The organism is Streptomyces sp. NPDC013157 (assembly GCF_042899865.1).
Classification (GTDB): domain Bacteria; phylum Actinomycetota; class Actinomycetes; order Streptomycetales; family Streptomycetaceae; genus Streptomyces.
The window spans coordinates 1,045,362-1,057,985 of record NZ_JBIBAK010000001.1 but is presented as its reverse complement, the minus strand read 5'-3'; the positions used below and the strand labels follow the sequence as shown (position 1 = coordinate 1,057,985).

10 protein-coding genes are annotated in these 12,624 nt (G+C 72.4%); 9 read left to right on the top strand and 1 reads right to left on the bottom strand.

From position 1 onward, the window contains the following. Position 1 precedes the first annotated feature (1 nt). From ACFY6U_RS04725 to ACFY6U_RS04685, 9 genes are all read left to right on the top strand, one after another. Positions 2-1,468 carry an MFS transporter gene (locus ACFY6U_RS04725; RefSeq protein WP_390035055.1) on the top strand — a complete coding sequence of 489 codons (1,467 nt, stop codon included), beginning with the start codon at positions 2-4 and terminating at the stop codon, positions 1,466-1,468. Between the two features lie 110 nt (positions 1,469-1,578). Next, on the top strand, positions 1,579-2,340 hold the full coding sequence (locus ACFY6U_RS04720; RefSeq protein ID WP_390035054.1) for an SDR family NAD(P)-dependent oxidoreductase: 762 nt from the start codon (positions 1,579-1,581) through the stop codon (positions 2,338-2,340). Between the two features lie 270 nt (positions 2,341-2,610). Beyond that, positions 2,611-3,777 carry a 3-deoxy-7-phosphoheptulonate synthase gene (locus ACFY6U_RS04715; RefSeq protein WP_390035053.1) on the top strand — a complete coding sequence of 389 codons (1,167 nt, stop codon included), beginning with the start codon at positions 2,611-2,613 and terminating at the stop codon, positions 3,775-3,777. A 17-nt stretch (positions 3,778-3,794) separates the two neighbouring features. Continuing rightward, positions 3,795-4,565 (top strand): 2,3-dihydro-2,3-dihydroxybenzoate dehydrogenase, encoded by a 771-nt coding sequence (locus ACFY6U_RS04710; RefSeq protein WP_390035052.1) that lies wholly within the window; start codon positions 3,795-3,797, stop codon positions 4,563-4,565. A gap of 97 nt (positions 4,566-4,662) precedes the next feature. Next, positions 4,663-5,304 (top strand): isochorismatase family protein, encoded by a 642-nt coding sequence (locus ACFY6U_RS04705; protein WP_390035051.1) that lies wholly within the window; start codon positions 4,663-4,665, stop codon positions 5,302-5,304. 41 nt (positions 5,305-5,345) lie between these two features. After that, complete coding sequence (locus tag ACFY6U_RS04700) at positions 5,346-7,229, top strand: anthranilate synthase family protein (protein WP_390035204.1); 1,884 nt, start codon at positions 5,346-5,348, stop codon at positions 7,227-7,229. Continuing rightward, positions 7,217-7,549, top strand: a complete 333-nt coding sequence (locus ACFY6U_RS04695) for a hypothetical protein (protein ID WP_390035050.1) — start codon at positions 7,217-7,219, stop codon at positions 7,547-7,549. The genes ACFY6U_RS04700 and ACFY6U_RS04695 overlap by 13 nt, the downstream gene beginning before the upstream one ends. Positions 7,550-7,627: 78 nt before the next feature. After that, on the top strand, positions 7,628-8,812 hold the full coding sequence (locus ACFY6U_RS04690) for a 3-hydroxybenzoate 6-monooxygenase (protein ID WP_390035049.1): 1,185 nt from the start codon (positions 7,628-7,630) through the stop codon (positions 8,810-8,812). Positions 8,813-9,010: 198 nt separating this feature from the next. Further along, entirely contained in the window at positions 9,011-11,422 is a 2,412-nt protein-coding gene (locus ACFY6U_RS04685) for an endonuclease/exonuclease/phosphatase family protein (protein WP_390035203.1), read from the top strand. 235 nt (positions 11,423-11,657) lie between these two features. On the opposite strand, the gene ACFY6U_RS04680 is transcribed toward ACFY6U_RS04685, so the two are convergent. Next, positions 11,658-12,461, bottom strand: coding sequence for a VOC family protein (locus ACFY6U_RS04680; RefSeq protein WP_351499047.1), 804 nt, complete (start codon positions 12,459-12,461; stop codon positions 11,658-11,660). Between the last annotated feature and the right edge of the window lie 163 nt (positions 12,462-12,624).

The window sequence follows — 12,624 nt, the reverse complement described above, 5'->3', positions numbered from 1 at the left end:
TGTGCAGCAGCATGACGTCGCCGCGGCCGAGCGGACGGAGCCGCCCCGGACGGCCGCCGAAGCGGCACCCGGCAGGAGACGAGGCGTGGCCTTCGCGCTGCTGGCGTCGGTCCAGTTCGTACTCATCCTCGCCATGAGCGTGCTCAACGTCGTACTCCCTGACATCCAGCACGAGTTCGGGCTCGACCGGGCGGAACTCGCCCTGCTCTCCGCCTCCTACGGCATGTCGTTCAGCGGACTGCTGCTCCTGGGCGGCCGGCTGTCCGACCTGTACGGCAGCCGGCGGATGTTCCTCCTCGGTACCGGGATCTTCGGGGCGAGCTCGGTACTGGCGGCGCTGTCCCCGGGCCTGTGGACCCTGCTGGCCGCGCGCTTCGCCCAGGGCGCCGGTGCCGCACTCGCCGTACCGGCCGCGATGGCGCTGGTCAGCGTCGTGCACCCCGAACCCGCGCGGCACGCCCGAGCCATGGCCGTCTGGGGCGGGCTCGCGGCCTCCGGCGGGACCGCCGGGATGTTGCTGTCCGGGGTGGTGGCCTCGTCGAACTCCTGGCGCTGGGCGTTCGTCGTGCCCGTCGCGGTGTCGGCGGTGACCCTCGTGGCCGCCCCCCGTCTGGTCCCCGAGGGCGCGGCCCCGCGCGGCGGCCGGCTGGACGTCCTCGGGGCCGTCCTGGTCACCACGGGGATCGCGCTGCTCAGCTACGGCCTGGTGGAGGCACCGGAACGCGGCTGGACCTCCCCGGTGGCGCTCTCCACCCTGATCGGCGGCGGTGCGCTGCTGCTGGCGTTCGTCGTCACCGAGGCGCGGGTGCCCCAGCCGCTCCTGCCGCTGTCGTTCCCCGCCTCCCCTCGCAGGGCGATGGCGCTGCTGGCGGTCTTCCTGGGCGCCGCCGGGATCACCACGATCTTCTTCATGCTCGCGCTGTACTTCCAGGAGGTCCGGGGCTACTCCGCGCTGGAGACGTCGGCGGCGTTCCTGCCGTTCGGGCTGACCCTCGTCGTCAGCGGACTGAGCGTGGGCAGGCTGGTGCAGCGCTTCGGGGCGCGCGCGGTGCTGGTCACGGGGCTGGTGCTCGCCGGACTGGGGCTGGCGGCACTGGGCCGGATCGGCACGGACACGCCGTACGCGGGCACGGTACTGGCCGGACTGGTGCTCTTTCCGGCGGGGGTGGCGCTCGTCTTCGCCGGATCCACCGTCACCGCGACCACCGACGTCCCGCAGGAGCAGGCCGGTCTCGCCGGCGCCGTGGTCAACACCGCGCTGGAGGCCGGGCCGGCCATCGGGCTCGCCGTCCTGGTGACCCTGGCCACCGGACGCACCACGGACCTGGTGCACAAGGGCGCGAGCGCGGCGTCCGCCCTGACCTCTGGCTACGGCTTCGCCTTCACCGTCGCGGCCGTGGCCTTCGGTGCCGCCGGGGGCTGCGTGCTCGTCCTGCTGCGCCCGCGCCCGCTTCGGGACGGAAGCTGAAGGAACCCGCTCCCTCCGCCTGCCGGACGGAAGGACCCCGCTCCTTCCGTCGTCCCCCTGGGGCACCCTGATTTCCCATCCATCACGACATGTACCGAGGAGCACCCCCCATGACCGCCCGTTTCAAGGACAAGGTCGTCATCGTCACCGGGGCCGGAGCCGGCATCGGCCGGGCCAGCGCCAGGGCCTTCGCCCGCGAGGGCGCCACCGTGGTCGCTGCCGGAGCCCGGCCGGAATCCATCGAGGAGACCGTGCGTCTCGTCGAAGAGGACGGTGGCACGGCCGACGCCGTCGTCGCCGACGTCACCCGGCCCGAGGACATGGAACGCCTGGTGCGCACCACGGTGGAGCGCCACGGCGGCCTGCACGTCGCGCACAACAACGCGGGTGTCTTCGGCAAGCCCACCCCGGTCGGCGACCTGGACCTGGCGGCGTGGCAGTCCGTACTGGACGTCAACCTCAACGGCGTCCTGATCGGCATGCAGCAGGAGATCAGGCACATGCGGGCGCACGGCGGCGGCGTCATCGTCAACACCGCGTCCAACATCGGCTACCACGGGCGCCGCCCCGGCATGGCCGCCTACGCCGCGTCCAAGGCCGCCGTGAGCACCCTCACCCGCGTCGCCGCCCTGGACCACATCAAGGACAACGTGCGCATCAACGCGGTGAGCCCCGGCGCGACGGACACCAGCATGTCGCTGCGTCCCGGGGAGACCGACGCCGACCGTGCGGCCCGGCTGGCCACGACGGTTCCGATCGCGCGCGTCGCGGCGACCGACGAGATCGTCAACGCGGTGCTGTGGCTGGCGTCCGACGAGTCGAGCTTCGTCGTCGGCCACGACCTCGTCGTCGACGGCGGCGTCACCACCTGATCCCGCCACCGGGTCCCCGCACCCGATTCACGGCGTCCCGGTTTCGTGGCCCATAGGGTCACGAAAGCGGGACGCCGTGCTTTCCGGGAATTCTCGCGCCCGGTCGCATGAATTCGCCTTGACCCCTGGGTGAATTCGTCCCGAGCCGCCGGGACATGACGAAGTAACGGTTCTCCGCTTTACGGAGGTTCCACGATTCCGCAGAATCGGTGAAAGCAACTCACGAGTTCAGCCGAATAAATCCTTCTGCATCCCATGAGAGGAACCGAGTTGGACAGCGAGCTCGCTTACATCGAATCGCTCCCCGCTCTCCAGCAGCCCGACTGGCGAGGCCGTCCCGAAACGGAGCGGGCGAGGCGGGAACTGAGCGCGCTGCCGCCGCTCGTCGAGGCCGCGGACGTGACCCTGCTGCACGACCACCTCGGGACGGTCGCCCAGGGGAACGCCCAGGTCATCCAGGCCGGGGACTGCGCCGAGGACTGGGCGGAGAACGGCCGCGTGGACGTCGCCCGCAAGGCCGCGGTGCTCGACCTCCTGGCGGGTGTCATGCGCGTCAACACGGGCCGCCCCGTGGTACGCGTGGGCCGGCTCGCCGGTCAGTACGCCAAGCCGCGCTCCAGGCCCACCGAAGCCGTCCAGGGTGTCGAACTGCCCGTCTACCGCGGGCACATGGTCAACGATCCGAACCCCGACCCGGTACTGCGCCGTCCCGACCCCCGGCGCCTGCTGACCGGCCACCGGGCCGCCGCCGAGGTCATGGCACATCTCGGCTGGGCCGGCAGCGCCCGGCGCGCGCAGGCCCCCGTCTGGACCAGCCACGAGGCTCTCCTCCTCGACTACGAACTGCCCATGCTGCGCCGGCAGGACGACGGCGGCCTGCTGCTCACCTCGACGCACTGGCCGTGGATCGGCGAACGCACCCGGCAGGCGGACGGCGCCCACGTGGCGCTGCTGGCGGCCGTGCGCAACCCGGTGGCCTGCAAGGTGGGGCCGACCATGACACCGGAGGACCTGCTGCGCCTGTGCGAGCGACTGGACCCCGGCCGGGTCCCCGGGCGGCTGACGCTCATCGCACGGATGGGCGCCGGCACGGCACCCCACAGGCTCCCCGCCCTGGTCGCCGCCGTCCGCGCCGCCGGGCACCCGGTGATCTGGCTGTCCGACCCGATGCACGGCAACACCGAGTGCGGTCCCGACGGCCTGAAGACGCGTTTCGTGAAGAGCCTCGTACGCGAGGTCGAGGAATTCCAGGAATCCGTGGCGGCCGCCGGCGGAATTCCCGGCGGCCTGCACCTGGAAACCACTCCGGACCAGGTCACGGAATGCGTCGCCGACGCAACTCACCTGGATTCGGTCGGAGACAAGTACACGAGCTTCTGCGACCCGCGGCTCAATCCCCGGCAGGCCGTGGAAGTCGCCTCGGCCTGGCGCCGCTGAAAGGAGACCTGTTCGCCATGCAGGAAAAGATCGCGCTGGTCACGGGAGCCGCAGGCGGAATAGGCGAGGCCGTCGTCCGCACCCTCGGCGAACGCGGGGCCTCGGTGGCCGCGGTGGACAAGGACGCCGGCCGGCTGAGCGAGGTGACCGGCAAACTGGCCGCCGCCGGGCTCCGGGTACGGGCGTTCCCCGCCGACGTCGCCACGAGTGCGGCGGCCGAGCGCCTGGTCGCGGACGTCGAGGACACCCTGGGGCCGCTCGACCACCTGGTCAACGGGGCGGGCGTACTGCGCCTGGGCAAGGCCCGGGACCTCACCGACGAGGACTGGGCGGCGACCTTCGCCGTCAACACCACCGGTGTGTTCTTCATGTCGCGCGCCGCGGTCGACCGCATGGTCCCGCGGCGCTCGGGGTCCGTCGTCACCATCGCCTCCAACGCGGCCGGCACGGCACGCGTGGACATGGCCGCGTACGCGGCGTCCAAGGCCGCCGCGACCATGTTCACCAAGTGCCTCGGCCTGGAGGTCGCCCGGTACGGCATCCGGTGCAACGTGGTCGCGCCCGGCTCCACCGAGACGCCGATGCTCACGTCCATGTGGAAGGACGACCACGGGCGCACCGCGACCCTCGACGGATCGCCCGACGCCTACCGGGTCGGCATCCCGCTCGGCAGGCTGGCCCGTCCCTCGGACGTGGCCGAGGCGGTGGCGTTCCTCCTCTCGGACCAGGCCGCGCACATCACGATGCACGACCTCACCGTCGACGGCGGCGCGAGCCTCGGCGTCTGACGGACCCGTCGACCCCTCGCCCCGCCGCCCCACCGAGCCAGGGGCACATCGGCACATCGGCACATCGGCACATCGATTCAGCGATACGAGGAAGGCCATGCCAGGCATACCCCCCATCCAGCCCTATCCGCTGCCCCGGGCCGGCGACCTGCCCGCCAACACGGCGGTCTGGAAAGCCGATCCGGACCGCGCGGTCCTGCTCGTCCACGACATGCAGCGGTACTTCCTCCGGCAGTTCCCCGAGGACCGGGCTCCCGGCGCCGACCTGGTGCGGAACGCGACCCGGCTCCGCGAACAGGCGCTCGCCTCCGGCATGCCCGTCGCGTACACCGCGCAGCCGGGTGGCATGACCGACGAACAGCGCGGACTGCTCAAGGACTTCTGGGGGCCGGGCATGGACGTCGCTCCCGCCGACCGGGAGATCGTGGCGCCCCTCACCCCCGGACCGGACGACTGGCTGCTCACCAAGTGGCGCTACAGCGCGTTCTTCCGGTCCGACCTGCTGGACCGGATGCGCGCCCACGGACGCGACCAGCTCGTCCTCTGCGGCGTGTACGCGCACATCGGCGTCCTGTCCACCGCGGTGGAGGCCTTCACCAACGACATCGAGACGTTCCTGGTGGCCGACGCCGTCGCCGACTTCACCGAGGCCTACCACCGGCTGGCCCTCGACTACGCCGCCGAGCGCTGTGCCCTGGTCACCACGACGACGGAAGTGATCGAGGAGCTCGGCCGATGAACGCGCCGATCAACGAGCCGATGAACGAGGAGACCCCCCGTATGGCACCCGACCCGCTCGACCGGATCCTCGGGCCGCGGCCGCCCGCCTTCGCGCTGCTGCACCGTCCCGAAGCCGGCGGCGCGGACACCCTGGAGGTCCTGTGGGGTACGACGTCGACGGTGGACGCCGTCGCCCGGATACCCCTGAGCGAGGCGCCCGATCCCGATGCCGGGGCGCGCCACGAGGTCCTGGCGCTGATCCCCTACCGCCAGGTCGCCGAGCGCGGCTACGCCTGCGCCGACGACGGCGAACCGCTGATCGCGATCACCGTGGCGGAGCAGACCTCTGTCCCGCTGGGCGACGCCCTGCGGCGGCTGCCGGACGAGCCGGTCGTGCTCGGCGGCGGCGACTTCGACCTGGACGACGACGAATACGCCGGAATCGTCCGCAAGGTGATCACGGACGAGATCGGCACGGGCGAGGGAGCAAACTTCGTCATCAAGCGGTCGTTCGTCGCCGACATCACCGGCTACACCGTGCACAGCGCCCTGGCGTTCTTCCGGCGGCTGCTGGAGCGGGAGCAGGGCGCGTACTGGACGTTCGTCGTGCACACCGGCGACCGCACCTTCGTCGGCGCCTCCCCCGAGCGGCACGTGAGCCTGCGGGCCGGCCGCGCCGTGATGAACCCGATCAGCGGCACCTACCGCTACCCGCCCTCCGGTCCCACCCTGCCGGGGGTGATGGAGTTCCTCGCCGACCGCAAGGAGACCGACGAGCTGTACATGGTCGTCGACGAGGAGCTCAAGATGATGGCCCGCGTCTGCGACCCCGCTCCCCGGGTCGTGGGGCCGTATCTGAAGGAGATGGCGCGGCTCGCCCACACCGAGTACTTCATCGAGGGCGCGAGCGACCACGATCCCCGCACCATCCTGCGGGAGACCCTGTTCGCCCCGACGGTGACGGGCAGTCCGCTGGAGAGCGCCTGCCGGGTGATCAACCGTTACGAGCCCCGCGGGCGCGGCTACTACAGCGGCGTGGCCGCCCTGATCGGGCAGGACGAGCAGGGACGGCGCACGCTCGACTCCGCGATCCTGATCCGCACCGCCGACATCGACGACACGGGCCGGCTGAGCATCGGCGTCGGTGCCACCCTGGTACGGCACTCGGACCCGGGCTCGGAGGTCGACGAGACGCGGGCCAAGGCGGCCGGCCTCCTCGCCGCCCTGGGCGCCGAGGACCCCACGCGCCTCGCCGACCACCCGCGGGTACGCCAGGCCCTCGGCCGGCGCAACGACTCGATCGCCGGGTTCTGGGTCGGCGAGCGCGCCCACCGGGCCGGCCCCAGGTCCGAACTGGCCGGCCGCCGGGTCCTCGTGGTGGACGCGGAGGACGCCTTCACCTCCATGATCGGCCAGCAGCTGCGGGCCATGGGGCTGAAGCCGACCGTGCGGCGCTTCGACGAGCCCTACTCCTTCGACGGCCACGAACTCGTCGTCATGGGCCCCGGCCCCGGTGATCCGCGCGACACCGGGCACCCCAAGATCGCACACCTGCGGTCCGCGATCCGCGCGCTGCTGGACCAGCGTCGGCCCTTCCTCGCCGTCTGCCTGAGCCATCAGGTGCTCAGCACCCTGCTCGGCCTGGAACTGGTGCGCCGTCCGGTGCCCAACCAGGGGGTCCAGCGGGAGATCGACCTGTTCGGGGCGCGGGAACGGGTGGGCTTCTACAACACGTTCGCCGCCCGCGGCACACAGGACGAGTTCGAGGTTCCGGGCACGGGGATCGTCGAGGCGAGCCGGGACGGCGCCACCCAGGAGATCCACGCGCTGCGCGGGCCGGGTTTCGCCTCCATGCAGTTCCACGCCGAGTCCGTGCTCACCCAGGACGGCGTACGCATCGTCGGGGACGCGCTCGAAGGGGTGCTGCGCACGTGCACGTGGTGATCGCCTGGTGGCAGCTCGACCGGTCCGCGCAGACCATCGCCTCGCTCCGGAACTTCCTGCGCGACGAGGCCGTGGACCGCTTCTCCCGGGTGCCGGGGCTGCGCCTGAAGGTGTGGATCTCGGACGAGCGCACCGACCGGTGGGGCGCCGTCTTCCTGTGGGAATCGGCTGAGGCCGCGGCCGCACCCCTGCCGGCCCGGGCCGCCGAACTCATCGGCTACCCGCCCACCGAACGGCACGCCTTCGACGTCGAGGCCACCACGGAGGGCACGTACGACACCGTGCGGCTGGCCCGCCTGGGCCTCGCCTTCGCCGGCTGAGCCCGCGCTCCCGTCGCAACCGCGACGGATCCTTCCCCCGACCTCCCGACCAGCTTCCCCACAACGACAAGGATGACGATGAAGGTACTCATTGCCGGGGGCGGTATCGGCGGCCTCGCGGCGGCGCTGAGCATCGCGCGCCACCACCAGGTCGTCGTACTGGAACGCAGGGACGCCTTCGGCGAACTGGGCGCGGGCATCCAGCTGGGCCCGAACGCCTTCCACGCCCTGGACCGTCTCGGCGTCGGCGCGGCGGCCCGTCGGCACGCGGTGTACACCGACGAGCTGAGGTTCATGGACGGCACCACCGGACAGCGGGTCGCGAGCATGCCGCTCACCAGCGCATACCGCACCCGCTTCGGGAACCCCTACGCCGTCGTGCACCGCGGCGACATCTACCAGACGCTCCTGGACGGCTGTGCAGCCGAGCGGAACATCACGCTCCACACCAACTGCTCCGTGACCCGGTACGAACAAGACCCGGCCGGCGTCACGGCGATCACCGACACCGGGCGGCGATTCACCGGCTCCGCGCTCGTCGGCGCCGACGGCATCCGCTCCGCCGTGCGCGGCCAACTCGTCGGAGACGGCGCGCCTCGCGTGTCCGGCCACACGATCTACCGGTCCGTCATCCCCATGGAGCGGGTCCCGCGGGAACTGCGCTGGAACACCGTCACCGTGTGGGCCGGCCCCAAGTGGCACTTCGTCCACTACCCCATCGGCAGCGGGAAGCTCCTCAACCTGGCGGTCACCCGCGACGACGGCGCCCGGGACGTCGTGGTCGGCAGGCCCGCGGAGCGGACGCACGTCCTGTCCGAGTTCCCCGGACTGAGCGACACCGCCCGGCAACTGCTGGAACTGGGGACCGACTGGAAGGAGTGGGTCCTGTGCGACCGCGACCCGGTCGAACGCTGGACGGACGGCCGCGTCGCCCTCCTCGGCGACGCCGCGCACCCGATGCTCCAGTACGCGGCCCAGGGCGCCTGCATGGCCCTTGAGGACGCCGTCCTCATCGGCCAACTGCTCGCGGGCGCGGCGGGGGACGTCCCGCAACGCCTGGAGAAGTACAACGCCGAGCGGTACGAGCGTGCCGCCAGGGCCCAGTCGGTGTCCCGTGCCATAGGCGAACAGCTCTACCACCCGGCCGGAGACGCCGCTGCCGCCCGCAACACCATGCTGTCCGGCCTCACGGTCGACGAGCTGTACGACAAGGTCGAGTGGCTGCACGGGGCGCGCATCGGCGGGTCGGGAGAACAGCGTTGACCAGGGCGCCCCGCCAACCACCCGTCCGTTCCCTGGATTTAACCCGGGACTCCTTGGCGACACCCCATCTACACGCGTAACTTGGGTCGGCCTCCCCCCACGCGCCCGGTTCAAGCGCCGCCCACCCGCGGCGCGTTGAAGCATCCGACGTCCGAGGAGACCGCAAGCGTGTCCAGACCCGCAGGGAGCAGATCCCGCATGCGCCGCGCCGCCTACCCGCTGATTTCCGTGAGCGTGGCGAGCGCGTTCGCGATGACCGCCCTTCCCGCCGCGTACGCCACACCGTCCGCCTCGGCGGTGATCGCCGAGGTGTACGGCGGTGGCGGCAACTCCGGCGCGACCCTGACCCGGGACTTCGTGGAGCTCGGCAACGCCGGGTCCGTGGCCTACAGCCTGGCCGGCTACAGCGTGCAGTACCTGCCCGGGTCGCCGTCGGCGTCCTCGCAGTGGCAGGTGACCGCACTCGGCGGGTCCGTCGCGCCCGGCGGCCGTTTCCTGGTCGCCGAGTCGCAGGGCAGCGGCGGCACCACGGCCCTGCCGACCCCGGACGCGACCGGCTCGATCGCGATGAGCGCGACCACCGGCACCATCGCCCTCGTCTCCGGCACCACCGCGCTGACCTGCAAGACCGCCGCCGACTGCGCGGCCGACAGCCGTATCGTCGACCTGGTCGGCTACGGCACCGCGGTGGTCCGCGAGGGCAGCGGCCCGGTCACCGGCGCCTCCAACACCGCCTCCGTGGCCCGGTCCGAGACGCCGGCCGACACGGACGACAACGCGGCGGACCTCACCGCCGGCACGCCCTCGCCGGTCAACTCGGCTGGACAGACACCGGGTTCGGGTGACGGCGGCGGGGGAGGGGACGACGACCCGACCCAGCCGGGCACCGTCCGCGTCCACGACATCCAGGGCAGCACCCGCAGGTCCCCGCTCGCCGGGCAGACCGTCGCCAAGGTGCCGGGCATCGTCACCGGCGTCCGTACGTCCGGCTCCAAGGGCTACTGGATCCAGGACCCGACGCCGGACGCCGACCCGCGCACCAGCGAGGGCGTCTTCGTCTACACCGGCTCGGCCGCCCCCACCGTGGCGGTCGGCGACTCGGTGCTGGTCAGCGGCAAGGTCAGCGAGTACTACCCGAGCAGTACCAGCCAGTCGGTCACCGAGATCGACGGACCGACCGCGACCGTGCTCTCCAGCGGCAACGCGCTGCCCGCGGCCGTCACCCTGGACGCGGCCTCCGTACCGGACGCGTACGTCCCCACCGCCGACGGCGGCAGCATCGAGTCTCTCGCCCTCCAGCCGGCCGTCTACGCCCAGGACTTCTACGAGTCCCTGGAGGGCATGCGGACGACGTTCGCCGACGCCCGGGTGGTCGGCGCGAGCGACGCGTACGGCGAGCTGTGGGTCACCGTCAAGCCCGACGAGAACCCGACCCCCCGCGGCGGCACCCTCTACTCCTCCTACGACCAGCCCAACACCGGCCGCGTCGAGGTGATGTCCCTGGACACCGCCACCGCCTTCCCGGCCGCCGACGTGGGCGACGAGCTGTCCGGCACCACGACCGGCCCGCTCGACTACTCCACCTACGGCGGCTACAACGTCCAGGCCACCCAGCTCGGCACCCTCGTCGACAACGGCCTGAAGCGGGAGGTCACCCGCCGCCAGAAGGGCGACGAGCTCGCGGTCGCCACCTACAACGTGGAGAACCTGGACGCGCTGGACGACCACGAGAAGTTCGACCGGCTCGCCGAGGGCGTCGCGGTCAACCTCAACTCGCCCGACATCGTGGCCCTGGAGGAGATCCAGGACGACAACGGCGCGACGGACGACGGCACCGTCACCGCCGAGGCGACGCTCAAGCGGTTCACCGACGCCATCCGCGCGGCCGGCGGCCCGCGTTACTCCTGGCGCTACATCTCACCGGAGAACGACAAGGACGGCGGCGAGCCCGGCGGCAACATCCGCCAGGTCTTCCTCTTCAACCCGAAGCGGGTCTCCTTCACCGACCGTCCCGGCGGCGACGCCACCACGGGCACGGGTGTCGTCACGACGCACAAGGGGGCCCGGCTCACCTACTCTCCCGGCCGGATCGACCCGACCAGCGACGCCTGGGACGACAGCCGCAAGCCGCTGGTGGGCGAGTTCGTCTTCCACGGTCAGACCGTATTCGTCGTCGCCAACCACTTCGTCTCCAAGGGCGGTGACCAGCCCCTGCACGGCCGCTACCAGCCGCCGGCCCGCGGCTCGGAGACCCAGCGCGCGGCCCAGGCCACCGAGGTCAACACCTTCGTCAGGTCGCTGCTCAAGGCGGACGAGGACGCCAAGGCCGTCGTCCTCGGCGACCTGAACGACTACGAGTTCTCGCAGACGGTGAGCGACCTGACGGACGGCGGCGTCCTGACCCCGCTGATCACCACCCTGCCGGCCGCCGAGCGCTACACCTACGTCTACGACGGCAACTCGCAGACCCTGGACCACATCCTGACCAGCCCGGCGGTGACCCACGTCGACTACGACGTGGTGCACATCAACGCCGAGTTCGCCGACCAGGCCAGTGACCACGACCCGCAGATCGTACGGATCGACGTCAGCAAGTGCCGTAAGCACTGAGCGACGTCTCCGCGGCGTGGGGCGGGGGGGGGGCCCCCCCCCCCCCCCCCCCCGCGGGGCCACCCCCCCCCCCCCCCCCCCCCGAACACCCCCCCCCCCCCGGGGGGGCCGGGGGTGGGGTGGGGGGGGGGCGGGGGGGGGGGGGGGGGGGGGGGGCGCGCGGCCCCCCCCCCCCCCCCCCGCCCGGGGGGGGGGGGGGGGGGGGCCCCCCCCCCCCCCCCCCCCCGGCGGTGGCTCAGCGCGGCCCCTGGACCACCGAGAAGACCGCGCCCTCCGGGTCGGCCACCGTCGCGACCCGCCCGTGTGCGCTGTCCCGGGCCGGCTTCAGCACCTGCCCGCCCAGCTCGGCGACCTCCCGCAGGGTCGCGTCCGCGTCGGCCACCTCGAAGTACGTCAGCCAGTGCGGCCCCCGGTCCCGGGGCAGCGAGAGGCCGACGCCGTGGATGCCGGCCACCGGGCGGCCCCCGACATGCAGGGTCACGTAGTCGAAGTCGGCGGACACCACCGGCTCCTCCTCGTAACCGAACACCGTCTCGTAGAACTTGGCGACGCTCGACGTCTCGAAGGTGAGCAGCTCGTCCCAGACCGGTGTGCCCGGGACGCCGGTCAGGGTCGTGCCGAGATGGGCCGATCCCTGCCAGATGCCGAACACCGCGCCCGAGGGGTCGGAGGCGATCGCCATCCGCCCGGCCTCGGCCGCGTCCAGCGGGCCGACGCCCACCGTGCCGCCGCACAGCCGGGCCGTCTCGGCCGTCAGGTCCACGTCGTCCGAGGCGAAGTACGGCGTCCACGCGATCGGCAGACGCAGGTCCGGCGACAGCTGCCCGATCCCCGCGACCTCCTGCCCGTCGAGCAGCGCCCGGACATACGGGCCGAGCTGCTGGGGGCCGGGCTCGAACTCCCAGCCGAACAGGGTTCCGTAGAACTCCTCGGTCGCGGTCAAGCCGTGCACCATCAGACTCACCCAGCAGGGGGTGCCGGGCGCGCGCCGAGCGTGCGTGCCGCCGTTCGCGCCCGCCGATCCCCGTACCTCGGTCATCGTCACTCTCTCCTCGGCCCCTCACGGTGGCCGTGTCGCTTCCGCTCTCCGGACCGGCTGTGCCGCAGCCGCGGGCACGCCCCGTGCCGATGCTCGCACCCTCCGTGGCGCTCTGCGTGCACGACCGTGGGGCGGCTTCGCCGCGAGGATGCCTGGTCTGCCG

Excerpts from the sequence above, each read along its gene's own strand:
- ACFY6U_RS04720 (WP_390035054.1), top strand. The coding sequence starts at position 1,579 with ATGACCGCCCGTTTCAAGGACAAGGTCGTCATCGTCACCGGGGCCGGA.
- ACFY6U_RS04710 (WP_390035052.1), top strand. The coding sequence starts at position 3,795 with ATGCAGGAAAAGATCGCGCTGGTCACGGGAGCCGCAGGCGGAATAGGC.
- ACFY6U_RS04705 (WP_390035051.1), top strand. The coding sequence starts at position 4,663 with ATGCCAGGCATACCCCCCATCCAGCCCTATCCGCTGCCCCGGGCCGGC.
- ACFY6U_RS04700 (WP_390035204.1), top strand. The coding sequence starts at position 5,346 with ATGGCACCCGACCCGCTCGACCGGATCCTCGGGCCGCGGCCGCCCGCC.
- ACFY6U_RS04690 (WP_390035049.1), top strand. The coding sequence starts at position 7,628 with ATGAAGGTACTCATTGCCGGGGGCGGTATCGGCGGCCTCGCGGCGGCG.
- ACFY6U_RS04685 (WP_390035203.1), top strand. The coding sequence starts at position 9,011 with ATGCGCCGCGCCGCCTACCCGCTGATTTCCGTGAGCGTGGCGAGCGCG.
- ACFY6U_RS04680 (WP_351499047.1), bottom strand. The coding sequence starts at position 12,461 with ATGACCGAGGTACGGGGATCGGCGGGCGCGAACGGCGGCACGCACGCT.